Below are 24,579 nucleotides of genomic sequence, written 5' to 3'. Positions count from 1 at the left end.
GTCGACTTCCGCGGTGGTGATCGCGGCCATTCCGTTCACTGACCACAAAGCCAAGGTCATGACGAATTGCCAGGGCTTCGACGGACCCGGCAGGGGCACCCCTGTGGATACGCCCTCGTCGGGGTGCGACGCGCTCAACTCCGCGCGGGCGCAGCCCTTGGCCTGCCTTTGCCGAAAGACACCGTCCTGGTCAACACCCGCTTGGAAAGTCAGGTAGTCGCCGAGATGCGCCGAATCATCATCCTGATGCAAGACAAGGCACTACCGGGCGGCCACCAGGCATTCGCCGCCGGTGGCGAGCATTGGACGGCGTGGATCGACAACCGATTCGCGGGCATACCCGCCACGGCGACCACGTACAGCCGATGACACTGTCGAGCACGGGCCGGAAAGCCGGGGCGACCCTTCTCATCCTGACGATCTCCTACTACATCGTCGAACTGATCGTCGCCGCCAGATGGCCTGAACCCCACGCCTATAGCTGGTCGCAGAATATGATCAGCGACCTCGGCGTCCCCGAATGTCTCGGCGACACGCGCCGATACGACGACAGCACATTGAGCAGCCGCTACATCTGCTCGCCGTGGCACGCGCTGATGTCCGCCGAGTTCGTACTGCTCGGCATCCTGTTGCTCGCCGCCGCCATCTTGTTGTCGCCGATGCTGCCGAAAACCCCACTCGGGAAGGCACTTCCATACCTGGCCGGGATCAATTGCCTCGGCATAGTCCTCGTCGGAACCTTCCCCGGAAGCTCCGGCGAGATCCCCGGCGGCAGCCACGTTCGCGCCGCCCTACACCCGCTGGGCGCTTACCTGGAACTGCTGTCGGGCATCGTGATCATGGCCATTGTCGCCCACCTCTACCGGTCGCACAGCACTTACACCGCAATCACCCTCGCGCTGCTCGCCGTGAGCATTGTGGGCGTCCTCGCCGCACTCACCAGCACACATCTCGGCCTCGGAACCGGCGCCGCCGAACGAGTCGCCATAGATCCCTTCGTCTGGTGGCGAATCATCACCGGCGTCGTGCTGCTCTCGCGCCCGTGCGACCCGCACTGTCCTGACCGTCCGCCGAACGGGACATAGCCTGCACGGCAGAGGGACGCACGCCACCGGCGCACGCCCCTCTGAAAGACCCATGGCGACAAATGTTTCCGTCGCCGTCCGGCCTACTTCTTGCGCTCTCGCTTTTCGCGCACGCGGACCGATACCCGCACCGGCGAACCGTCGAAGCCGAACTCCTCACGCAGCCGGCGCTCGATGAAGCGCCGGTAGCCCGCCTCCAGGAAGCCGGTGGTGAACAGCACGAAGGTCGGCGGGCGCGTCGTCGCCTGGGTGGCGAACAGGACGCGGGGCAGGCGACCGCCGCGCATGGGCGGCGGGGTTGCCGCCACCACTTCCTTGAGCCAGTTGTTCAGGCGGCCGGTGGGGATGCGCTTGTCCCAGGATTCCAGGGCGGTTTCCATTGCGGGGACAAGCTTTTGGACTGCACGGCCGGTGTGAGCGGAAATGTTCACCCGCTGCGCCCACGGCACCCGGACCAGGTCTCGGTCGATTTCGCGATCGAGTTGCAGGCGGCGGTCCTCGTCGACGAGGTCCCACTTGTTGAAGGCGAGCACGAGCGCGCGACCGGAGTCCGCGACCATGCTGATCACCCGCAGGTCCTGTTCGGTGATCGGCTGAGAGGCGTCGACCAGCATGATCGCGACCTCGGATGCCTCCAGTGCCGACTTGGTGCGCAGCGAGGCATAGAACTCCATGCCACTGGCATGGGAGACCTTGCGGCGCAGACCCGCGGTGTCGACGAACTTCCAGACCTTGCCGCCCAACTCGACCAGCGAGTCGACCGGGTCGACGGTGGTGCCGGCGACATCGTGCACCACCGAGCGCTCGTCGCCCGCCAGTTTGTTGAGCAGGCTGGACTTGCCGACGTTCGGCTTGCCGACCAACGACACCCGGCGCGGACCGGTGCCGCCCGAACCCTCACGCGGGGTTTCCGGGAGCACGGCGAGCACGTCGTCGAGCAGGTCACCGGTGCCGCGACCGTGCGCGGCCGAAACCATGCGCGGTTCGCCGAGACCGAGTGACCACAGGGCGGCGGCCTCGGATTCGACCTTCTGATCGTCGACCTTGTTGGCAACCAGGATCACCGGGATCTTGGCCCGACGCAGCTTCTTGACCGCGGCCTCGTCGGTGGCGGTCGCGCCGACCACCGCGTCCACCACGAGCAGGATCGCGTCGGCGGTGCTCATGGCCAGTTCGGCCTGGCGCGCCACCGACTGCTGCAGGCCCTTGGCGTCGGGCTCCCAGCCACCGGTGTCCTGAACCAGGAACTTGCGACCGGACCAGTTCGCTTCGTAGGACACCCGGTCGCGCGTGACACCGGGAATGTCTTCCACGACCGCCTCGCGACGACCGATGATCCGATTGACCAACGTCGACTTGCCGACGTTCGGGCGGCCGACCACAGCAAGGGTCGGCATCGGGATATGCGCGTCGACATCGAATTCACCGTCGAGATCGACCATCTCCCAATCGGATTCATCGCTCCATACGCCGTCACCAGCGAGAACATCCTCGCTCATTTGGCACCTCCCATCCGGCTCGTCGAAACCTGCCGGCGCACAACGCGAAACAGCTCGTCGATGACTTCGTCCATATTCATGTCACTGGTGTCGACCAGCACCGCGTCTTCGGCGGGACGCAGCGGCGACACCTTACGGGTCGAGTCGAGGTTGTCGCGACGCTGCACGTCGGCGAGCACGGCCTCGTAGTCGTCGCCGCGGCCCTCGCGGATGTTCTGCTGGTTGCGCCGCTCGGCGCGCGCCTCCGCCGAGGCGGTGAGGTAGATCTTGGCGTCCGCGTCCCGCAGCACGACGGTGCCGATATCGCGGCCTTCGACCACGATTCGCTGTGCGGTGGAGGTGATGTCGCGCTGCAGAGCAACCAGCAGATCACGCACCTCCGGCACGGCGGACACCGCGGAAACGGCCTTGGTGACGGCATCGCCGCGGATCTCCGCCGACACATCGATACCGTCGAGCAGGATGACTTCCCGGCTCGGGTCGGTGCCGATCGTCAGCGGCAACTCCTTGACAGCCACACCGATCGCCGCGGTGTCGGTCAATTCGATGCCTGCGCGCAGCACGCGCAGCGTCGCCACGCGGTACATCGCGCCGGTGTCCAGGTAGCTGGCGTCCAAACGAGTCGCCAGACGACGCGAGACGCTGGATTTTCCGGTGCCCGAAGGTCCGTCCATCGCGACGACAAGTGGCGAAGTGCCCGATATCTGCCCTGGGGCCTCGACCGGAATCTCCACACCGTTCACAACGACACCGCCTCATACAGTTTGCCGACTTCATCGCGACCGAGCACACGCAGTGTGCCGGGCCGTTGATCGCCCAACGCGACCGGACCGATATTGGTGCGCACCAGCCGGGTCACCGGGTGGCCGACGGCATCGAGCAGTCGGCGCACGATGTGCTTGCGCCCTTCGTGCAACACCAGTTTCACCAGAGAACGTCCCTCGCCCAGCTCGAGCACCTGGAACTTGTCGACCTTCGCGGGGCCGTCCTCCAGCTCGATACCGTCTTTGAGACGCTTGCCGATCGACTTGTTGACCTCGCCGTTCACCGTCGCCAGGTAGGTCTTCGGCGTCTCGAACGAGGGATGCATGAGCCGGTGGGCGAGATCACCATCGTTGGTGAGCAGCAGCAGGCCCTCGGTGTCGGCGTCGAGCCGACCGACGTGGAACAGGCGTTGCCCGGCCGCGATGCGCTCGGCGACGATATCGCCGACGCAGGGACGTCCGAGGTCGTCGGACATCGTGGACTGCCAGCCCTTCGGCTTGTTCAGCGCGATGTGGACGAGTTCCTCGCGCACCATCACGCGGGTACCGTCGACACGGACGACGGCGGTCTGCGGATCGATCCGCAGACCCTGCTCGGTGACAATGGCGCCGTCGACCTCGACACGACCCTGCTCGATCATTTCCTCGGCGGCGCGGCGCGAGGCGACGCCCGCCTTGGCGAGCACCTTCTGCAACCGTTCGCCTTCACCCGCAGGCAGTTTGACGTGACTTTCGGCGACGGGCTCGACGTGCTGCCGCTTGGCAGGCTTGGCGTTGTTCAGCAGGGTCGGCGCGACAACTTTGCGCTCCGGCTTCGGATTCTTGGCCTTGCGTGCGCTCGCCCCAGCCGTCGGAGACTGTGCGGGCCGACGCGCGGCGCCGCCCTCCGAGGAGCCGCGGTATCCGCCTTGCGACGAACCACGTTGCGCGGCACCGCCTTGTGAGGAGCCGCGGTATCCGCCCTCGCCCTGCGAACCGCCACGGTAGCCGCCACCCTGCGACGAACCACGCTGACCGGAACCACCCTGCGAGGACCCACGATAACCGCCCTCGCCCTGCGAACCGCCACGGTAACCGCCACCCTGCGACGAACCACGCTGACCGGAACCACCCTGCGAGGACCCGCGATAACCGCCCTCGCCCTGCGAACCGCCACGGTAACCGCCACCCTGCGACGAACCACCGCGATAGCCACCCTCACCCTGCGAACCTCGATAGCCGCCGCCCTGCGACGAACCACGGTAGCCGCTTTCACCTTGCGCGCCGCCGCGGTAGCCGCCGCCTTGTGCGGAACCACGCTGACCACCCTGCGAACCACCGCGATAGCCGCCGCCCTGCGACGAATCGCGATGGCCGCCCTCTCCGTGCGAACTCCCCCGTTGACTCCCCTGCGAACCGCCCCGGTAACCCCCACTCTGCGAAGATCCGCGTTCACTTCCTCCCCAGGAAGCTCCGCGCTGTGTTTCTCCCCGTTGTGCCGAACGGGCTCCTCGGGAGCCTGCGTCACGGCCTGCGCCGCCTCTGGTGGGCTGGTCGCTTCGTTTTCTACGATCCGGTGTGCCATCTCGGCGAGCGGGCGTATTCATGTTGTCCTGTCAGTCCTCGGTGCCGAGGTCCAAATCGGCCTCGGCTGGTTTCCTCAGCCTGGTGTAACGGGGATCCGTGTCCAGGCTCTCGTTGATCTCATCGATCAGGTCGACGCCCGGAAGTAGGGGCGCCAGTGGCGGCAGATCGGTCAGCGACGGGAGTCCGATCCGTTCCAAGAACAGTTCGGTCGTGCAGTACTGCGTACCGTTCGTCTCCGGGTCGACCCCGGCCTCGGCGATCAATCCCCGAGCCAGCAGGGTTCGCATCACCCCGTCGACGTTCACGCCGCGCACCGCGCTGACCCTGGTTCGGGTCACCGGCTGACGGTATGCCACCACCGCCAGCGTTTCCAACGCCGCCCGCGTCAATTTCGACCGGGCGCCGTCGAGCAGCATCCGTTCCACATACGGCGCGTACTCGCTGCGAGTATAGAAGCGCCAACCGTCCCCGACGAAACGCAGATCGATACCGCTACCCCGCGCGGACAGTTCCGCCGACATTTCCCGCAGCGTGCGATCGACCCGCGTCGGAGTGTCCGCCAACGCGTCTGCCAGCAACTCTACCGGGGCCGGAGCGTCGACAATCAGCAGCATGGCCTCCAGCGCCGACCGGAATTCGTCGTCGTCGAGCGACGCTGGGGTGAACTCCGCCACTGCGTCGCCCGCGGAGTCGTCCCCGGCGTGCTCGCTCGCAGCCGTCGTTGCCCGCGTTTCGGCGTCGCCGCCCTCGGGATCCGCGCTCGGCCCACTCTGTGCAGCGGTGCCGTCGTTGCCCGCGATCGCACCCGCGGCTCGAGCATCGCCCGCCGAAATGCCGGCGTTGGCGTCGCCGTTCTCGCTCACCCGTAGTCCTCCTCGATAGTCACGGCGTCGGCCGTCTGCACGGTGTCGTCCTTCGGGTCGCCGATCCAGCTGACCGAGAGCGGGCCGAGCGGGTCGGGCTGGTCGAACTCGATCGTTTTGCCGCGATACAGCTCCAGCAAGGCCAGGAAGCGGGCCACGATCTGGATCGGCACGTCGCAGTCGACCACCAGTTCACCGAAGGTGGTCCAGCCGCCGGGTCCGCGCAGTTTCAGCATTTCGAGCACGATGGCGGCCTGCTCTACGACCGAGATGGCGTGCGAGTGCAGGTGGTCGAGGCCGACCTTGGGCACTGGCCGCGGCCGGAACGCCGCGGCGGCGATGGCAGCGAATTCGTGGGCGTCGACCCCCAGCGTCACCTCGGGCAGCAGCTCGGCGAAACGCTCCTCCAGCCCGACGGCACGCGGGTAACGTCGCAGCGCGACGGCCTCCAGCTCGCCGAGCAGCTCGGCCACCTGCTTGAACGCGCGGTACTGCAGCAAACGCGCGAACAACAGGTCGCGCGCCTCGAGCAGTTCGAGGTCCTCGGCGTCGGTCATCTCCCCCGACGGCAGCAGCCTGGCCGCCTTCAGGTCGAGCAACGTGGCTGCGACGACCAGGAATTCGGTGGTCTGGTCCAAGATCTTGTCGGCACGCAACGCCTCCTGCTTGCCGCCCTCCGCGCTCGCTGTCAGCGCCGCCGTCAATGCCTTCGTGTAGGCGATGAACTCATCGGTGACCTGATGCAGCGCCACCTCGGTGACATCGAGCTTGCGCGAGCTGATCAGCGTGAGCAGCAGATCGAACGGTCCCTGAAAATTACTCAGCCGCAGATGGAATCCGGTCTGCTGGTCCGGCCCGCCCGAATCGCCCGTGCCGGCGACAGACTCCGAGCCGAGCGTTTCTGTGGTTGACGATGGCGCCGGCTCAGCCGCTCCCGTCACCGGCCGGACCGGTGGATGACTTCCCGCGCCATCGCCCGATATGCTTCGGCCCCAGCAGATTTCGACGCCCACGTGGTGATGGGTTCGCCCGCGACACTGGCGTCGGGGAACCGGACGGTGCGTGAGATGGCCGTGTCGTAGACCAGCTCGCCGAACACCTCGACAACACGCGCCATGACCTGGCGCGAATGTAGTAACCGCGCATCGAACATGGTCACCACGATGCCGTAGAGGCTGAGTCTCGGGTTGAGCCGGTCGCGCACCTTCTCCACGGTGTCGTTGAGCAGTGCGAGCCCGCGCAGCGAGAAGTACTCGCATTCCATCGGGATGATCACACCGTCCGAGCAGGCCAGCGCGTTCACCGTGAGCAGACCGAGCGACGGCTGGCAGTCGATGAGGATGTAGTCGTAGCGGTCGCGCACCGGCTCCAGCGCCCGCGCCAGCGTCTGCTCCCTGCCCACCTCGTTGACCAGCTGGATCTCCGCCGCCGACAGGTCGATATTGCTCGGCAGCAGGTCCAGGTTCTCGACGCGGGTTTGCATCAGCACATCTTCGATGGACACCTTGGAGCCGATGAGCAGGTTGTGCACCGTCAGATCGAGATCGTGGTGGGCCACACCCAATCCCGCCGACAGCGCGCCCTGCGGGTCGAGATCGACGAGCAGCACCCGCCTGCCGAACTCGGCGAGCGCGGCACCGAGGTTGATGGTCGAGGTCGTCTTGCCGACGCCGCCCTTCTGATTGCACATGGCGACGATCAGGGCATCGCCGTGCCGCTCGAGCGGAGCCGGGTCGGGAACCACACGCAGTGGCCGCCCGGTGGGGCCGAGCGCCGCGTCGTCGGGGACCGGTTCAGCGCCATTGCCCCACAGCGTCTCCGCCGCGGCCGCCGAGTACGGCCCCTGCGGGGTACCCGTAAGCGGCTGCGCCCCAGCACTGATCGGCGGCTCTGCCGCACTGGCTGTCGTCACGATCCGCTGCTCCTTATACGTTCCTACCCGTTGCCTCGCCGAGCGTAGCGAGGCCGATCGGGCCCGACCTCGCTTTCGTACGGTCCAGCTCTCGAAAGAACGCTACCGCTTGACTGTGTCCAACTACCGCGCCTCAGCGCGGCGTGTTCGCAGTGAAAACGTTACCTCTCACTCTCTCACCGCCACTCGGGTCCGCCGTCGAAATGGACGTCGAACCGGTCGTGCAGCTCGTCCATACTTTCCCAATCCGCCTCGCCTCGCGCGATGCGACCGAGTTGCCGGAAGTATTCGAACCGGACGATACCCGGTGTGAGCACCGCCAGGAACTCTGCCGGGCCATCTGCCGAGGCACCGAACGCGTGCACCGTGCCCGGCGGGACCACGACCAGGCCACCTGTGGACACCGACTGAAGTTCGCCGTCGACAAGGAATTCCATGGTTCCCGCCAGCACATAGAAGATCTCCGTCGACTTGGTGTGGTGATGCGGCCGGGTTCCGTTCGCGCCCGCCTGCAGGACGAGCCGATTGGCTCCGAACAGGCCATCGGAGGTCTCGCTGTCCTCCAGCAGCCGGAAGGAACCGCCGCCGGGCAGCGACACCGCTTCGACGTCCGACTCGTGGACGATGAAAGCCTTTGACATTCAACTCACCTCATTCGCTCAACCGACACATTGCCGAGCCGACGCAGCGCGGGCCCGACACGGAAAAACAACCGGACCGAGGTCCATTTTCTTCCTCGACGCACAAGGAAGGCCGAATTCCGCCGAGAGGCCGGGCTGAATTCGCCTGAGATACCCCGGGTCTCGCGTCCCGGGCCGCGCCCGTCTAACGCGCGCGTGGATGCGCGGTGGCCCAGACCTCGCGCAAGGTGTTGACGGTGACCAACGTGTAGATCTGTGTCGTGGTGACGGACGCGTGCCCGAGCAGTTCCTGGACCACGCGCACATCCGCCCCACCGTCGAGCAGATGTGTTGCGAACGAATGCCGCAGCGTGTGCGGCGAGACTGTCGCACCGATGCCGGCCCGTTCGGCGGCCGTCTGCAGAACCTGCCAGGCCGTCTGCCGCGACAGCCTGCCCCCGCGCGCGTTCAGGAACAGCGCGCCCGCATTGCCTTTGCCGCTCGCGGCGAGCACCGGCCTGCCCCGCACCACGTACGCGTCCACTGCGGCGAGAGCGGGCCTGCCGATCGGCACCATGCGCTGCTTACCGCCCTTGCCGTGCAGCACCACCGCGCGCTCATCAGCGTCCAGATCGTCGACGTCGAGCCCGACCATCTCCGAGATCCGCGCGCCGGTCGAATAGAGCAGCTCGAGCAGTGCCCGATCACGCAGGCCGCGCGGCCCGCCATCCGTTCCGGCCGCGTCGGAATCCTCGGCGTCCGTCGGGCCACCGCCCGCGGCCTCCAGCAACCGCAGCACCTGGTCGTAGGGCAGCGCTTTGGGCAACCGCCTGCCCGGTGTAGGCGGCTTCACGGCATGTGCGACATCAGTCGTGGTGAGGCCCTCGGCCGCCGCGAACCGGTGCAGCCCGCGCACTGCGATCAGTGCGCGGGCCACCGAGCCTGCCGCCAGCGGTGGATGGCCGGCACTTCCTGCCCGCAACGCCATCGTGAACTCGGCGACATCGGACTCGGCAACCGCGTCGAGCCCGATGACACCGCGACCGCCGAGGAAATCCCGGTAGCGGGCGAGGTCACGGCGGTATGCGCCGAGAGTGTTCCGCGCGGCGCCGCGCTCGACCGCGAGATGGTCGAGATAGGCGTCGATCTCCCGCGCGAGCACCGCCGAATCCCCGGTCAGTCTTCGGACTGCTGCTGAGCCGACTTGCGGCGGAGGAACGCAGTGGGCTGACCCGGCCACGGCGCGTCGGCAGGTCGTAGCTCAGCGCTGCCCGCCCGTGCCGCCGCAAGCGCCAGCACCCCGGCAACCGCCGTCGCGTTGACGATCTCACCCGCCAATGCGGCACGGACGGCCGCATCGACCGGCATCCGGACCAGCTCCAGGTCGGCTTCCTCGTTCTCCGGCTCGGGCTGGTGGGTTTCGTAGAGATCCCGCGCGAGGTAGACCCGCAACGCCTCATCGGTGAAGCCGGGCGACAGCGCGACATCCACCAGCACCGACCACTCCCGTGCGGCCAGACCGGTCTCCTCCGCGAGCTCACGCTCGGCCGCGTCGAGCGGATCCTCACCCGGCAGGTCGAGCAGCCCGGCGGGCAGCTCGAGCAGCCGGGTGCCGAGCGGGTGCCGGTACTGCCGGATCAGCACCACATTGTCGTCGTCGTCGATCGCCGCGACGGCAACCGCACCGTGGTGCTCGATCACCTCACGCTCGACGACCCGGCCACCCGGCATTGCCACCTGGTCCAGCCGCAGCGCGAGGATCGCACCGCTGTAGACGGTCTTGCTGGACACCGTCTCGAAATCGTGGCTACCCGGTCCACCCCCGCGCTCGGTCATTACGATCCCTGATCCGCGTCCGCGAGCTCTTCTTCCGGCAGGTCGACCGGAAGTCGCTCGGCCAGTTTGTATTTCAGCGCGGCCGCGATGAGCGCGGCGAACAGCGGGTGCGGGCGGGTCGGACGGCTCTTCAGTTCCGGGTGCGCCTGGGTGGCGACGAAGAACGGGTGCTTGTCGGCAGGTAGCTCGACGAACTCGACCAAATGCCCGTCCGGCGAGGTACCGCTGAACCGCAGCCCGCTGGTCGCGATCTTGTCGCGGTAGGCGTTGTTCACCTCATACCGGTGCCGATGCCGCTCGGAGACCTGCTCGGCGCCGTAGGCCTGCGCGACCACCGAGCCCTTGGCCAGGGTGGCCGGGTACGCACCGAGGCGCATGGTGCCACCGAGATCGGCCTCACCGGCGATGACCTGCTGCTGGTCGGCCATGGTCGAGATCACCGGATGCGGTGTATCCGGCTCGAATTCGGCCGAGTTCGCCTCGGCGAGACCGACCGAACGCGCGGCTTCGATCACCACGCACTGCAAACCGAGGCACAAGCCGAGCAGCGGCAGACCCCGTGTTCGCGCGTACCGGATCGCGCCGACCTTGCCCTCGATGCCGCGAATGCCGAACCCGCCGGGGATCAGCACCGCGTCCACATCACGCAGCGCGGCCTGCGCACCCGCCGGGGTCTCACAGTCGTCGGACTGCACCCAGCGAATGTTGACCTTGGCCCGCGAGGCGAACCCGCCCGCGCGCAGCGCCTCGGTCACCGACAGGTAGGCGTCCGGCAGATCGACATACTTGCCGACCAGCGCGACCTCGACAGTTTCACGCGGCGAATGCACGCGATCGAGCAGATCGCCCCAGACGGTCCAGTCCACGTCGCGGAACGGCAGCCCGAGCTTGCGCACCACGTAGGCGTCGAGGCCCTCGCGATGCAGCACCTTCGGAATGTCGTAGATCGACGGTGCGTCCGGGGTGGAGATGCAGGCGTCCACGTCGACGTCGCACATCAGCGCGATCTTGCTCTTGAGGCCCTGCGGCACATCCCGGTCGCAGCGCAGAATGAGCGCATCGGGCTGGATGCCGATGCTGCGCAGCGCCGCCACCGAATGCTGCGTCGGCTTGGTCTTGAGTTCGCCCGACGGCGCCAGGTACGGCACCAGCGACACGTGCAGGAAGAAAACGTTCTCCCGGCCCACGTCGTGGCGCACCTGACGGGCAGCCTCGAGGAACGGCTGCGACTCGATGTCGCCGACCGTGCCGCCGATCTCGGTGATGACCACGTCCGGGACGTGTCCCTCCAGATCAGGGCCTGCCATCGCGAGGATGCGGCTCTTGATCTCGTCGGTGATGTGCGGGATGACCTGCACCGTGTCGCCGAGGTACTCGCCGCGCCGCTCCTTGGCGATCACCGACGAATACACCTGCCCCGTGGTGACATTCGCGTCGCCGGACAGGTCCCTGTCGAGGAACCGCTCGTAGTGACCGACATCCAGGTCGGTCTCGGCGCCGTCCTCCGTCACGAACACCTCTCCGTGCTGGAACGGATTCATGGTGCCGGGATCGACGTTCAAGTACGGGTCGAGTTTCTGCATCGTGACGCGCAGCCCGCGCGCCGTCAACAGCTGACCGAGGCTGGAGGCGGTAAGACCTTTACCCAATGAGGAGGCGACACCACCGCTGACGAAGATGTGTTTCGTCGCTGTTCGCGCCTGAATCCGTGTTTGACCCACGGGTCTTCACGGTAACACGAATCCGTAGTTCAGATCGCACCACACGCGCGTTTGCCACCAGGTCGCTGCATTTGGATTGCGCGCGCTGCCGACAGTGTTCACAGCGTAGCTCTGGTGCGACTGCCGGAAGCCGCGTCACCGCACCGATTCACCCTGACCACGACTGTGAGAGAGGTCGCCTCAGCACGGGCACGGTATCGCGGAGCACGCATCGGTCGAAGGTTCGCGAGAGTGGTCAGTGCGGCGGGGCGACGAGGGTGAGGGAATTCGCCTTGGCGCCGGTGCCGTAGCGGCCCGCGCCGCCGTTCAGTTGCTCGCTGAGGCCGAGGACGGTGGTGACCCGGCCGATTTCCCGGTCGAGGTTGTCGACGGTGGTGACGGTGGTGGCCAGGGCCGCGTCGGAGCGGATGGCGCCGACTGGGCCCGGTGCGTCGGCGGCTCCGGAACGGCCCGCCAGGACAGCTCCCGCGCTACGACCGCGCAGGGCTCCTGCGAAACGGGCGATGTTCGAGCCCTGACCGTTCTCGCTGGAGCGGGCGCCGTCGCCGGTGATGACGACCGCGAGTTGCGCCGGATCGACCGGAGTATCGCCATAGGCGAGGAAGCCGCCGCCGCGCAGCGTCTCCAGCGCCAGGCCCAACTCCTGCGGGGTGCTGCGGGGTTGCGAGTTCGCGGGATCGAGCAACAGCACGAGGCCGAGCAGATCGCCCGCCATGCTGCCCTGATCGACCGCTCCACTGCGCAACTGAGCGCCCGCGGGGATGACGTTGGTGAGGGTGGTGCGCAGGCGGTCGCCCTCGGTGGTATCGAGGAAGGCGTCGGTGAGTGCGATTTTGCCTGTCACCGAGGCGCCGGAGGTGTCGAGCCCCTTGGTGACAGCGTCGATGTCGGTGGGGTCGGCGTCGGGGGTAGTGAACACCACGACGCGGCGGTCGATGAGGGTGCCTGCGAGGATCCGGCCCGCAGAGCCTGCGGTGAAACGATCGGTGCCATTCAACTCGTCGGTTAGTCGGCGGTTCTGTTCGGAGATGGTGTCGACCTGCTTGCGCAGATCGGTCTTGTCCGTACGCAACCCGTGCAGCAGATCCGCCGCCACCGTCTGCGAGCCGAGCACCACCCCGACGGCGAGCGCTAGGAAGATCGCGACCAGAGAAACGGCGTGCTGACGTAGCGAAATCATCGACGCTCCTGGGTTTCTGCGGTATATCCACACCCGGCCGGGCTGATGAGAACTGCGCGATCGTGTCTCATCAGCCCCTCCTGGGCAGTCTTTCGCCCGATCATTTGCCGACCAGGCCCTGCGCCCATAGCTCGAAGCGGTTCCACGTGGCGATGGCCCAATCCAACACCTCGCCGCCCATGTGGGAGGCGAGCATCGCGACGATCACGGCGATCATCGCGGCGAGCACGATCATCGCGATCGCGGTGCCCGACACGCGGTTGCGATACAGCGTGGCAACGGCTTTGGCGTCCATCAGCTTGGCGCCGACCTTGAGCCGAGTGAGGAAAGTCGCGGGGTTGCTGTCGCGGCGGCCACGATCGAAGAAGTCGTCCAGCGATGCGGCGGCGCCTGCGGTCACGATCAGCGACGCGCCGTGATGGTGGGCCAGCAGCAGCGCCAGGTCGGCAGGAGAGCCCGACGACGGGAAGGTCGTCGCACCGATACCGAGATCCTGAATGCGCTCCAGGCCCTTGGCGTGACCGTCGGTGTCGGCGGGCAGGATCACCTCGGCGCCCGACTTCAAGGCGCTGGTGGTGATTTCGTCCGGATCGCCGACGATGAGGTCGGGCCGGTAGCCCTGCTTCATCAGGGTGTCCGCGCCGCGGCCGACGCCGACCATGATCGGCGCGTATTCCTTGATGAAGGGCTTGAGGGCCTTCAGTTCGTCGGCGTGGTCGGGACCGTCGGCCACCACGACGACGTGCCGATGCTTCATCGCCAGGTCGAGTTCCGGAACGCCGATGCCATCGATAAGCAGCGCGCTCTCGGTGCGGAAGAACTCGATGGTATTGCCCGCGAATGCCTCGAGATGATCGGCGAGACCGTTGCGGGCCGCGAGCATCCGATCGGTAATGCCGGCTTCTGTCAATTCGATGCCCTCGACAAGGACCTCGGGCTCTTTCCTGGTCAACTTATCCGCGTAGACGATGCCCTCGTTGACGCGAACCTTGGCGCCATCCTTGATTTTGCTGAACGCATCCGAGCTCACTGTGTCCAGCAGTAGTATTCCGTTGGCCACCAACACTTCCGGGCCGAGATTCGGATAACGACCAGAAATCGACGGCGAGGTATTCACCACCGCGACCACACCAGCTTCGACGAGCCGATCGGCAGTGAGCCGATCCAGATCCATCTCGTCCAGCACCACCACATCACCGGGCCCGACCCGCTTGAGTAGACGCCGGGTGTTGCGGTCGACCCGGGCGATGCCGGTAAGCCCTGGCAGCGTTTCGGTGTTCTTCGACAACAATGCCAACATCTTCATGAGCCCGATAATGGCCGCTAAATCTCAACCATTGATGGAGGCGCGCCGAATCATCGGCCACATTCGTCACTGTGATACCAGCCCGTCACATCGCGTGGAAACCACTCGACGGACGCAACGGCGAAGATCCGGCTTCCCCTAACGATCATCGATTGCCGGTGCGACCTCGGCCGCGCCCATCACGATCGGCCTAACCAGTCCGGCCCTAGCTGGCGAGTGTGTACCTCGCTTGCTCCCGCCGCGCTTCGGCCACCCGTTCGCGAATGTCCGGATCCTTGATCTCGTAGTCCGCCCACACAGGAAAGTGATCCGTCGTGGACTTTCCCGCGCCACTAGCGACAGTCTCGAATTCTCGCGTGGCCCCGATCTGATCCGGGTTGCGATCCCAAAATACGGTTTTCGTCTCAGGAGGCAACGACAACTTCACTCCGAGTTCATCGAAAGTTTTGCCATATACTTTTGCCGGGTTCTCGGTGTTGAAGTCTGCCCCCAAAATCGCCGGGCTCTTGATATTGGACTTCATGGTCTGTGCGATGGCTGCGGCATCCCCTGCACCGGCACCATGTTCGTAACTCGCCTTCATTACTCCATGCGGGTTCGGAAACATTTGCCAGAAGTTGACCCCAAGAATGTCGACACTTTGGGCCCAGCGAGGGTAAGGCACAGTCGGCTCACCCCTGAAAACCAATTTGGTCATTGGGGTCGGTAGCCGAATCGCTTCGGCTGCGTCGATCGGTAGCCGGCTGAGCACAGCGAGGGACAATTCCGTGTCTTTCGCTGCACTCAGGTGCGTGGGGCACACCTTCGATTCGAAAACGTGTCCATAGCCGGCTCGTTCGGCCAATTTCCGGGCAGTCGAACCGGCCGGGCCCACCTCTCCCTCCTGAATCAGGATGACATCGGCGTCGAGCCTATCGAACAGCATCGCGAAGTAATCCAGATTGGGCCCGTCGCCCTCGTAGTCGAGACCCGCTGTCGATTTGATCGGATAACCACCGGCGATATTGAATGTCACTACTCGCAAAGGTCGGTAGGGATCAGCCCTTTCTGCGGCCGTTCTGGAAGGCGGAAACCCGATCGACTCCCAGTACTCGGACTCCCGCTCTGGGCTCTTCGCAAGCGAGACCCCCCTATTCCCAGCGAAGGAAACCCCCTGCTCAGCGACCGAGGCACGGCTGGCGCGGTCGGCAGCAGAGAGATGACTCGCTGTTCGATCAGTGTGGCGACTGACGTGACGCAGACCGTCGGAGTCGAAACATGCGAAGGACTGCAGCTTCGCGTCGACCCGATCGCAGATCTGTCTCGCCGACCGAGCGGCCTCGACACCGAACAGCGTGCAATCCCTTCGCCATGAGATACAACCTGCGGCAACGCCATACAGTCCGGACGCCGTCCTCGACTCTGCGAGGCACGCGAAATATTACCTGGGGTGCTATTCACATCTTAGCCGACTCGACCGCAATCCGTTCGCGCCGAAGGGCTTTCGGCCTGTCGCACCTCGGCTACCAATCGGACAGGATCACGATCCGCGGTACAGGAATCCTGGGGCCCCGGACAGTACCCGTATGCTGCGGGTCACAGATATCTCTAAGAGGAGACATTCATGGCCAGCACCACCGTCGACGCTGTCATCGCCGCCCCGCGCGAGATCGTGTACCGCCTTTTCGCCGAGCGCGAGAGCATCAGCCCCTACCTTCCGGTCCAGGTCAAGCTGATCAAGCCGGGACTGACCGAGCGCGAAGGCGTCGGTGCGCAGCACCTGATCGGCGTCGGGCCGCTCGGCGTCACCGAAGAGATCACCACGCTGGTGCCGGGTGAGCGCATGGAGTACAAGATCGTCAAGGGCGCTCCGGTGAAGCGGCACGTCGGTGTCGTCACCTTCACCGACGCCGCCGACGGAACCCTGGTGTCCTACACGATGGAATCCGAGCCGAGCCTGCCCGTACCGTCCAAGATCCTGGAGTTCGGGCTGCGCAACCTCATCTCCCAGTTCATCCGCGCCGCGCAGAAGGCCGTCCGCTGAGCGGATAACCGCACCTCTCTGGGATCCGCGCCCGCTGCCGATCCCAGGGGTGCGCATCCGGACGCACGAGGCAGCTGTCAGGCCGACGCGCGTTCGGAGCGGGCGGTCTCGAGAAGCTCTTCCGCGTGGGCTCGGCCGGTCTCGGTGTCGTCGAGCCCCGCCAGCATGCGGGCCAATTCGATCACTCGCTCATCTTTCGTCAGCGCGCGGACGCCACTGTTGACCTTGCCCTTGCCGTCGTCGGATTTGTCCACCACCAGATGCGTGTCGGCGAAGGCGGCGACCTGCGGCAAGTGGGTCACGACGATCACCTGATGGGTGCGGGCGAGACGCGCGAGCCTGCGGCCGATCTCCACCGCCGCCCGGCCGCCGACGCCGGCGTCGACCTCGTCGAACACCATCGTCGCGCCGTGGTCCGAACTGGCGAGCACCACTTCCAGAGCCAACATCACGCGCGAGAGTTCACCACCGGACGCACTCTTGCTCAAAGGCAGCGACTGTGCGCCGGAATGCGCGGACAGCCGGAACTCCACCTCGTCCACGCCGGATGATCCCGCGTGCAACTCTTCTCCGTCGACCGTCAGCGGCGCGGAATCCTGTGGGCTCGCGGGCACCGGACGCACCTCGACCTCGAGCCGCGCTTTACCCATCGCCAGCCCGCCTAGTTCGGCGCTCACCGCGGCGGCGAGCTTGCCCGCCGACTTCGTCCGCGCGGCAGTCAGCTTGCGCGCCGCCTCCCTGACGCGTTCGGCGGCGATGTCCACCTCGGCGGCCAAGGCTGTCAAAGCCTCTTCCGAAACGTCGAGCGAGCCGAGCCGGGTGCGCGACTCGTCCGCCCATGCGATTACCCCGTCGACGTCGGGGGCGTATTTGCGGGTGAGCGTCTTGAGTTCGGCCTGCCTGGTGAGCAGCGAGTCCAGTGCGCCGGGATCCGACGGCAGGTCCGAAAGATAGCTGCTGAGTTCGGTGGTCAGATCGACCACCAGCGCGATGGCCTCCTCCAGACGGGGCGCGAGCGCGGTCAGGGCCGGGTCGTCGGCCGATTCCACGCGGGCCCGTGCCACACCGAGCAATTCCAGTGCGCCCGAACCGTCTTCGGGCGAATCGGGAGAACCGGCCAGTGCGTCATGCGCGGTCACTGCCGCCTCGCGCAGGGAATCCAGGTCACTGAGCCTGCGCACCTCGTCCACGATGCGCACATCCTCACCGAGCTCTGGTGCGATGGCATCGATTTCGGTGAGCGAATGCTTGAGCCGGTCGGCCTCCAGCGCGAGTTCTCTACTGCGCGCGGTGCGTTCGATGAGTTCGGTGCGGGCATCGAGCCATGACCGCCGGTGCACTTGATACTTGCGCAGCAACGGTCCGACCGTGTCGGCGGCGAACTGATCCAGCGCGGACAACTGCTGGTCCGGGCGCTGCAGCCGCAGTTGGTCGTTCTGGCCGTGCACAGTGAGCAGCGGCGCGGTGAAATCGGCGAGCACCGCGGCGGGCACACCGCGGCCACCGAGATGGGCGCGCGAACGACCATCACTGCCGACTGTCCTGATCGCGATGATGCTGCCGTCGTCATCGGCCTCCGCCGCAGCCGATTCCAGCACCTGCCCGACTTCGGCGCGCGCGGCGTCATTGACGTCGTCAACGGTGAAGCGACCCTCCACCACGGCGCGTGCGGCACCGAGCCGCACCCGGCCCGCATCGGCCCGCGCGCCGCTGAGCAGGTGCAGGCTCGTGACCACCATGGTCTTGCCCGCACCGGTTTCACCGGTGAGAACTGTCAGACCCTCATGGAATTGCGCAGTGGCGGTCGAGATAACGCCAAGGCCATCAATCCTGATCTCTGTCAGCACGTGTGCTCTCCGTTCGCCGTCGGCCACGCCAGCCTGTCACGGGCAATTGGAACTTGCGCACCATCCGATCCGCGAAAGGCGCGGAATCCAACCGCACCCAGCGCACCGGCTCGGCGCCGCGGACCGCTTCGACCCGCCCACCCTTCGGCAGCGCGAGGGTACGCCTGCCGTCGAGGAAAACTATCGCATCATGTCCCGTCGCAACGGATTCCACGGCGATACGCGACTCCGGGCTCGTCACCAGCGGGCGTGCGAAAAGGGCATGCGCATTGCTCGGAATCACCAGCAGCGCTTCGAGTTCCGGCCACACCACCGGGCCGCCCGCGGAGAACGCGTACGCGGTCGAACCGGTGGGCGTCGAGATCAGGATGCCGTCACAGCCGAACTGCGACACCGGCCGTCCGTCGACCTCCAGCACCACCTCGAGCACACCCATCCGCGCGGCATTCTCGATACTTGCTTCGTTCAACGCCCAACCGGTTTCGACGATCTCGTCATCCACACGGACGGTGACGTCGATCGTCATCCGATCCTCGATGCGGTAATCCTTGCGGACCACCTGGGCCAGCGCCTCGTCCAGATGCTCGGCCTCGGCCTCGGTGAGGAAACCGATGCGGCCCAGATTGATTCCCAGCACCGGCACCGCGGCGGGCCGCGCCAGTTCGGCGGCACGCAGGAAAGTGCCGTCACCACCGAGAACGAGCACCATCTCACAACCCACCGCCGCATCCGGGCAGTGCTCGACCACCCGGACCGGGTAACCGCCGGGCGCTGCCACCGCCGAAGAGCCTGGCCCCGGTGCCTCGCAATCGAGATCGACATCGAACCGGGTGCCTTCGGCCTCATCGGCCAGCACCCGCAGCCCGATCCCAGCATCGGCGAAGATCTTGGCCACCCGATGGGCGGTTTCGATGATCTCCGCGCGGCCGGGATGCGAAACCAGCAGAATCTCCCGGCCACCGGACTCGGCCGGTGCCTGCGCGTTCACTGTGGACCCTCCTCAACCGCACGCTCGACGAGGGCCGCGACCTGCTCGCCGTCGTACTCGAACTGCCCGTCTTTACGCAGCCACAGAAAGTATTCGACATTGCCCGACGGGCCGGGCAGCGGGCTGGCAACGACCGCTCGAGTGCGCAGTCCCAACCCCGCGGCCGCGGCCGCGACATCGCGCACCACTTCGGCACGCAAGGCCGGATCGCGCACGACACCGCCGGAACCCACCCGTTCTTTACCCACTTCGAACTGGGGTTTCACCATCGGCAGCAGGTCTGCGCCCAACGCAGAACAGGCGGCGAGCGCAGGCAGCACCAGGCCGAGGGAGATGAACGACAGATCGCCCACCACAAGCTCGACCGTGCCACCGATCGATTCGGGGGTCACGCCGCGGACATTGGTGCGATCGAAGACCCGCACCCGTTCATCGTTCTGCAGCCGCCAGATCAGCTGGCCGTAGCCGACGTCCACGGCGACGACCTCGCGTGCGTGTCTCGAGAGCAGCACATCGGTGAACCCACCGGTCGACGCGCCCGCGTCCAGGCAGCGCTTACCCGCGATCGTCAAACCCTCGGGTTCGAACGCTTCGAGCGCGCCCAGGAGCTTGTGCGCACCGCGCGACGCCCAGGACACCTCGTCCGGTTCGTCGCGCACCACCAGCGGGGTGCCTGTTTCGACGGCGGTCGCCGGTTTCACCGCGACCGTTCCAGCTATCAGGACGCGGCCCGCGCCGATCAGCTCGACCGCGTGTTCCCGCGATCTCGCCAACCCGCGGCGAACCAGTTCGGCGTCCACCCGCGCGCGCCTGGCCACCTCAGATCTTGTCCACCGTGGCCAAGGCCTGAACCAGCACCTCGTGTGCCTGCTCCAGGATGCGTGCCCGCCGCGTGATGTCGGTGCCGGTTTCGGCGCCCTCGGGCTGACCGGCACGCGAACCGAGCTCGGCGAGCAGGCTCTCGACATCGGCGCGAATCCGAGCGGGATCGGCCGGTTCCGGGCGCCCTTGTGCGCCAGGCAGATGCTGGCCCGGCATCGGGACCCCCGGGCGGGGTCCGTTCGAGCCGGGGCCGTTCATACCGGGTCCATATGGGCGGGGCATCGGAGTACTCATCGTGATGTCAACGCTATCGGATTTCCGAACCGGACGCGCGGACCGTCACGGCTCGTCCTGGGTTACGCCGCAAGCGTGTGGTCAAGTCGACGACCAAGTCGGTCGCGGCCGGGTCCGGTTCGCCCGCCACGGGCGGGTGATTCAATGCGTCCAGCGATTCCGACACATAGGTCGGGATCAGGTCAGCCGGGGCGTCGCGCAGTTCGTCGAGGGTGCTCACGCCGGTCAGAACCAGCAGCGAATCGAGGCCGACCCGGTTGGCGCCCTCGATGTCGGTGTCGAGGCGGTCCCCTACGACCAGCGCGCTGCGGGTGCCCGCCCGCACCAAGGCGTCCTCCATGAGTGGCGCGTAGGGCTTTCCGGCCACCAGAGGCGCGCGACCAGAGGCGGCCCGCAAGGCCGCGACCATGGCGCCGTTGCCGGGCGCGAATCCGCGCTCGTTCGGCAAAGTCTTGTCGGTATTAGCGGCGACCCATAGGGCGTCAGCGCTCAGCGCGTAGGCCGCCTCGGCCAGATCCGGCCAGGCGGTAGCCGGCGAATGTCCTTGTACGACAGCATCGGGCGCGGTGCCGTTGAACCGGCGGACCGAACGCAGACCAACGGCATCCACCTCCGCGGCGAGATCATCGGTGCCGACGATCAAGACGGTCGCACCGGAGTCGAGTCGCTCCGCAAGCAGCCGGGCCGCCGCCTGCGCGCTGGTCACGACATCGTCCGTCGTCGCGGGGAAACCGAGCTCGGCCAGGTGCTGGGCGACCGCGTCCGGCCCTCGGCTCGCATTGTTCGTGACGTAGACGAGCCGTTGCGGCACGCCGGAATTCGCCAGCGCGTCAGGGGCGCCTTCGATCACCTCGGGTCCGCGGTACAGCGTGCCGTCCAGATCCAGTAGTAGGGCTTCGTAGCGATCTCGTAGCCGCTTCACACCACTCTCACTCCATGTCACCGTCGGCAGCCCTTGCCGAACTCTCCGCCCATGCTCCATTGCCCGGCGATCTGCTCCGCGGGCCGGCACGCGGCCGCAGCTCTCGGAAGCACACAGCACACTACGCCCACCGCTCGACAGACAGAACAGCCGTCGGCGTCGGTCACGGCCGACCGTAGAGCAACCGTGCCCGGGCGAGATCCACGACCCCGTCTGGCGGCACGTGCAGGAAGTACTCGAGCTGCCACGCCTGTGTGGCACGGGCCTGACGGTTCGTGGTGTCCGCCCATGGCGGATAAATCCGAAACCCGCGCTTGCCACCCGAACCGTCAATGGAGACAATATCTTTCGTACGCAACACGGCGCCAGGAAAAACGAACTGGCCGAAGTGGCTTCCCGCGCGGGTACTGATGACGAACAGCTCGACACGATCGGTGACATCGAACGGCCGGATCGGTCCGCCCACCCCGCGCTGCCACACGGTGACGAACTGACCGACTTTCGTCGGCGTCGATTTGCCGACTCGAAACCGCACCGACCGGCCGTCCAGCGTGAAAGAGTGTGCCGCGTACTCGGCGCTCTCCGACTCGACTACCGGCACAGAACAATCGAGCCCGAGAGGCTCGAATATCAGTGCTTTCGCGGCAGCCAGATCATCGTGGGCCGACCAAGGTTCCACCTGCACTACCGGACTCTGCCTGAAATCCGATCTCGCCACAACATTCCACTCCGCACCCCACCAGTATTCACAAGCCTCCCCCGCAGGCCTATTCCGCGCCGCACTCCGACGGCACTCAGAGACCAGAGTTGCCAGAACATTCCGCTCGGCACCCCACCTGCCCTCATTAGCCCCCACCCCGCAGGCCTGTTCCGCGCGGCGCTCTGACAGCACTCAGAGACCAGAGTTGCCAGAACATTCCGCTCGGCACTCCACCTGCGCTCACAAGCCTCCGCCGCTGGTCTATTCCGCGGCGCACTGCGACCCGGAACCCCGTGTCGCTGATCAGATGCACGCTCAACTCCACCCGCCTTCGTGAGGCGGAGTCGCCGCACAGTTCCGTACCGCACTCCACAAGCACTCACATGCCTGCGCCGCCGGTCCATTCCGCAGCACACGACGCCGGCACCCTGAAGCCTGTCCTATTCATCAGGTCCGCGCTTCGCTCCGATCACCTTCGGAAGCCGGAGCTGCCGCGCGGCTGCGGAACGCGCTCCGGCGGCGCTCAGAAACCCGAGTCGCCGGAGAGCGCCGTTCTGCAGTCCACCAGCACTCACAAGCAAGTCGGCACAGCTGGTCGGTTCCGCATCGCACTCGGCGGCGCTCAGACGCTCGAGTCCGCGGGCAGTTCCGGTCTGCACCGCACCGGCACGCGGACGCTGGTGGTGCTGGTCAGCTCCGCATCGCGCTGTGACGGCACTCGAGAGCCGGTCTCGCCGGAGATTTCCGTACCACACCGATCCCGCGGTCAGATGTCGGTCTCGCCGGTCAGTTCGGCCGCGCGGTCTTCGGCGTCGGTCTCACCATCCAGGTCGGCGGAGGCGGCGTTGAGGAACCAGGTGAGTCCGTCGTCGGTTCGGCCCGCGGCGACGAGTGCGTCGGCATAGGCATAGAACAGTCGGGCGGCGGCGGAGCCGGTGCGGGACGGGTCCAGATCGGAAGTCTGCAAGGTGACCACGGCCTGGTCGTACTGGCCGAGGTCCATGCGGGCCCCGGCGACCACAATGCGCAGCTCACTAGCTTCATCGCCGCTCAGACCACGGGCCTCGTCGCTGCGGCCGAGTTCGATCGCGCGCTCGGGGCGGCCGAGACCGCGTTCACAGTCCGCCATCACCGCGAGCAGACCCGAGCCACCGGACATCCGGCGGGCGGTACGCAGCTCGGAGAGCGCCTCGGCCCACTCACCCGCGTGGTAGGCGGTGACACCCGCGGTTTCGCGAACCACGGCAATGCGGCCTGCGCGTTGCCGTGCCGCACGGGCGTGCGCCAGCGCGAGGCCGGGATCGTCGTCGATCAGCCTGGCCGCCATGACCAGGTGGCGGGCGACAGCTTCCGCATTGGTCTTGTCCAAGCTCAATAGGTCACGCCGGACCGCAGGTTCGAGATCTGAGGCCTGGATGTCGTCGGGCAGATCCGGCTCCTCGGGCCGCGGCGGGCGTCGATCCGACGACTGGCCGCCGCCTCCCGCGCGCGCGCCCTCGCCACCACGACGACGGTCCTCCGACGGGCCGTCCCCACGCTGAAACGACCCGCGATCCGATCCGCCACGCTCGCTGGACCGGCCGAAGCCTGCACGCTCACCGGAATCACTGCGCTTGAAACCACCGCGCTGACCGGAATCAGGGCGGTTGGCACCACGATCGGTGGAACCGCCTCGTGAATCACCACCCCGATTGAAACCGCCACGCTGGCCCGAATCACCGCCACGGTTGAAACCACCCCGATCGCCGGAGCCACGCTGGGTCGAATCACCGCCACGGCTGGAGCCACCGCGCTCACTGGAATCACCACTGCCACGGTTGAATCCGCCGCGCTGGCCCGAATCACCGCCGCGATTGAAACCGCCACGCTCGCCGGAGTCACCACCGCGATTGAAACCGCCACGCTGACCGGAGTCAGTGCCGCGATTGGACCCGCCACGCTCGCCTGATCCCCCACGCGGGCCGGAATCATCTCGTCGGTTGAAACCACCTCGATCGCCGGAGCCGCCGCGCTGGCCGGAACCACCACTGCGATTGAAACCGCCGCGCTCACCCGAATCCTCGCCGCGCTTGAAGCCGCCCGCCGAGTCGCCACGGTGGCTGGAGCCACCGGAGTCACTGCCGCGATTGGACCCGCCGCGCTGGCCGGAGTCAGTGCCACGGTTGAATCCACCACGCTCGCCTGAGCCGCCGCGCTGGCCGGAATCACCGCTGCGTTTGAATCCACCACGTTGCTGCGAGCTCTGGCCGCCGGTGCGATCACGCTCGGGGGTGTTCGAGGACGAGTCGCCACCACGTGCGGGGCGCTCGCCGCCTGCACCACGCTGGCCTGAACCAGAGGCGGGGGTGTCACGCCGGAAGGACTTCCGGTTGTCGTTCTGTTCCGACACGGTGATCCCTTTCTAGGTTCCGCAAGAAGTGGTCGGGGCCCCACAAATTGAATCACGTGTCGATGGTGGGGCATGGACGCGGAGGCGCGCGATGAGCACGGCAAGGTGCCCAAACGCCGATAGGGGACCCAGATTCTGGGTCCCCTATCGCGAATGATGTTCCGGCGGTGTCCTACTCTCCCACACCCTGTCGAGTGCAGTACCATCGGCGCTGGCAGGCTTAGCTTCCGGGTTCGGAATGG

The 24,579-nt window shown here is 66.7% G+C and carries 22 protein-coding genes and 1 pseudogene; 3 read left to right on the top strand and 20 right to left on the bottom strand.

Going from position 1 to position 24,579, the window contains the following annotated elements:
* Window positions 1-123 precede the first annotated feature (123 nt).
* Both ACFU4Z_RS35400 and ACFU4Z_RS35395 read left to right on the top strand, forming a co-directional pair.
* Window positions 124-369: a hypothetical protein gene (locus tag ACFU4Z_RS35400; RefSeq protein ID WP_379072494.1), complete on the top strand. Its 246-nt coding sequence runs from the start codon at window positions 124-126 to the stop codon at window positions 367-369.
* On the top strand, window positions 366-1,085 hold the full coding sequence (locus tag ACFU4Z_RS35395; RefSeq protein ID WP_379072492.1) for a DUF998 domain-containing protein: 720 nt from the start codon (window positions 366-368) through the stop codon (window positions 1,083-1,085). Before ACFU4Z_RS35400 ends, ACFU4Z_RS35395 begins: the two co-directional genes overlap by 4 nt.
* A gap of 83 nt (window positions 1,086-1,168) precedes the next feature.
* Here ACFU4Z_RS35395 and der read toward each other — a convergent pair whose 3' ends face one another.
* The 13 genes from der to ACFU4Z_RS35330 all read right to left on the bottom strand — a co-directional run bounded on the left by der (window position 1,169) and on the right by ACFU4Z_RS35330 (window position 15,367).
* Entirely contained in the window at window positions 1,169-2,584 is a 1,416-nt protein-coding gene (gene der, locus ACFU4Z_RS35390; RefSeq protein WP_379072490.1) for a ribosome biogenesis GTPase Der, read from the bottom strand.
* Complete coding sequence (gene cmk, locus ACFU4Z_RS35385) at window positions 2,581-3,258, bottom strand: (d)CMP kinase (protein WP_379072553.1); 678 nt, start codon at window positions 3,256-3,258, stop codon at window positions 2,581-2,583. Before cmk ends, der begins: the two co-directional genes overlap by 4 nt.
* A 65-nt stretch (window positions 3,259-3,323) precedes the next feature.
* Complete coding sequence (locus tag ACFU4Z_RS35380; RefSeq protein ID WP_379072488.1) at window positions 3,324-4,934, bottom strand: pseudouridine synthase; 1,611 nt, start codon at window positions 4,932-4,934, stop codon at window positions 3,324-3,326.
* Window positions 4,935-4,943: 9 nt separating this feature from the next.
* On the bottom strand, window positions 4,944-5,588 hold the full coding sequence (locus ACFU4Z_RS35375) for an SMC-Scp complex subunit ScpB (protein ID WP_379072551.1): 645 nt from the start codon (window positions 5,586-5,588) through the stop codon (window positions 4,944-4,946).
* A gap of 185 nt (window positions 5,589-5,773) precedes the next feature.
* Entirely contained in the window at window positions 5,774-6,718 is a 945-nt protein-coding gene (locus ACFU4Z_RS35370) for a segregation and condensation protein A (protein WP_379072486.1), read from the bottom strand.
* The gene (locus ACFU4Z_RS35365; protein WP_379072549.1) at window positions 6,715-7,590 is read right to left on the bottom strand and encodes a ParA family protein; all 876 of its coding nucleotides are present in this window, start codon (window positions 7,588-7,590) and stop codon (window positions 6,715-6,717) included. Before ACFU4Z_RS35365 ends, ACFU4Z_RS35370 begins: the two co-directional genes overlap by 4 nt.
* A gap of 275 nt (window positions 7,591-7,865) precedes the next feature.
* A complete protein-coding gene (locus tag ACFU4Z_RS35360) occupies window positions 7,866-8,330 on the bottom strand; it encodes a cupin domain-containing protein (RefSeq protein WP_379072484.1) in 465 nt (154 codons plus the stop codon).
* A 184-nt stretch (window positions 8,331-8,514) separates the two neighbouring features.
* The gene (gene xerD / locus ACFU4Z_RS35355) at window positions 8,515-9,471 is read right to left on the bottom strand and encodes a site-specific tyrosine recombinase XerD (RefSeq protein ID WP_379072482.1); all 957 of its coding nucleotides are present in this window, start codon (window positions 9,469-9,471) and stop codon (window positions 8,515-8,517) included.
* A gap of 14 nt (window positions 9,472-9,485) precedes the next feature.
* Complete coding sequence (locus ACFU4Z_RS35350; protein WP_379072480.1) at window positions 9,486-10,145, bottom strand: NUDIX domain-containing protein; 660 nt, start codon at window positions 10,143-10,145, stop codon at window positions 9,486-9,488.
* Window positions 10,145-11,866, bottom strand: coding sequence for a CTP synthase (locus tag ACFU4Z_RS35345; RefSeq protein ID WP_379072478.1), 1,722 nt, complete (start codon window positions 11,864-11,866; stop codon window positions 10,145-10,147). The genes ACFU4Z_RS35350 and ACFU4Z_RS35345 overlap by 1 nt, the downstream gene beginning before the upstream one ends.
* Window positions 11,867-12,101: 235 nt before the next feature.
* Entirely contained in the window at window positions 12,102-13,046 is a 945-nt protein-coding gene (locus ACFU4Z_RS35340) for a copper transporter (protein ID WP_379072476.1), read from the bottom strand.
* A 100-nt stretch (window positions 13,047-13,146) separates the two neighbouring features.
* On the bottom strand, window positions 13,147-14,352 hold the full coding sequence (gene steA / locus ACFU4Z_RS35335; RefSeq protein WP_379072474.1) for a putative cytokinetic ring protein SteA: 1,206 nt from the start codon (window positions 14,350-14,352) through the stop codon (window positions 13,147-13,149).
* Window positions 14,353-14,557: 205 nt separating this feature from the next.
* Window positions 14,558-15,367: an endonuclease/exonuclease/phosphatase family protein gene (locus ACFU4Z_RS35330; protein ID WP_379072472.1), complete on the bottom strand. Its 810-nt coding sequence runs from the start codon at window positions 15,365-15,367 to the stop codon at window positions 14,558-14,560.
* A gap of 588 nt (window positions 15,368-15,955) precedes the next feature.
* Between ACFU4Z_RS35330 and ACFU4Z_RS35325 the strand changes: the two genes are divergently transcribed.
* Window positions 15,956-16,375 carry an SRPBCC family protein gene (locus ACFU4Z_RS35325; RefSeq protein ID WP_379072470.1) on the top strand — a complete coding sequence of 140 codons (420 nt, stop codon included), beginning with the start codon at window positions 15,956-15,958 and terminating at the stop codon, window positions 16,373-16,375.
* A 77-nt stretch (window positions 16,376-16,452) separates the two neighbouring features.
* Here ACFU4Z_RS35325 and recN read toward each other — a convergent pair whose 3' ends face one another.
* The 7 genes and pseudogenes from recN to ACFU4Z_RS35290 form a co-directional block, all read right to left on the bottom strand.
* Window positions 16,453-18,222 (bottom strand): DNA repair protein RecN, encoded by a 1,770-nt coding sequence (gene recN, locus ACFU4Z_RS35320; protein ID WP_379072468.1) that lies wholly within the window; start codon window positions 18,220-18,222, stop codon window positions 16,453-16,455.
* Complete coding sequence (locus ACFU4Z_RS35315; protein WP_379072466.1) at window positions 18,200-19,210, bottom strand: NAD kinase; 1,011 nt, start codon at window positions 19,208-19,210, stop codon at window positions 18,200-18,202. The genes recN and ACFU4Z_RS35315 overlap by 23 nt, the downstream gene beginning before the upstream one ends.
* Window positions 19,207-20,028 carry a TlyA family RNA methyltransferase gene (locus ACFU4Z_RS35310; protein ID WP_379072464.1) on the bottom strand — a complete coding sequence of 274 codons (822 nt, stop codon included), beginning with the start codon at window positions 20,026-20,028 and terminating at the stop codon, window positions 19,207-19,209. The genes ACFU4Z_RS35315 and ACFU4Z_RS35310 overlap by 4 nt, the downstream gene beginning before the upstream one ends.
* Window position 20,029: 1 nt before the next feature.
* Window positions 20,030-20,326: a hypothetical protein gene (locus ACFU4Z_RS35305; RefSeq protein WP_379072462.1), complete on the bottom strand. Its 297-nt coding sequence runs from the start codon at window positions 20,324-20,326 to the stop codon at window positions 20,030-20,032.
* 13 nt (window positions 20,327-20,339) lie between these two features.
* Entirely contained in the window at window positions 20,340-21,248 is a 909-nt protein-coding gene (locus tag ACFU4Z_RS35300) for an HAD-IIA family hydrolase (RefSeq protein ID WP_379072460.1), read from the bottom strand.
* Between the two features lie 163 nt (window positions 21,249-21,411).
* Window positions 21,412-21,933, bottom strand: coding sequence for a MepB family protein (locus ACFU4Z_RS35295; RefSeq protein WP_379072458.1), 522 nt, complete (start codon window positions 21,931-21,933; stop codon window positions 21,412-21,414).
* A 781-nt stretch (window positions 21,934-22,714) separates the two neighbouring features.
* Window positions 22,715-23,791 (bottom strand): annotated as a pseudogene (locus ACFU4Z_RS35290) (hypothetical protein); the annotation flags it as partial.
* Between the last annotated feature and the right edge of the window lie 788 nt (window positions 23,792-24,579).

The organism is Nocardia sp. NPDC057440, from assembly GCF_042802915.1.
GTDB lineage: Bacteria > Actinomycetota > Actinomycetes > Mycobacteriales > Mycobacteriaceae > Nocardia.
This window is presented reverse-complemented; position numbering and strand designations above follow the sequence as displayed.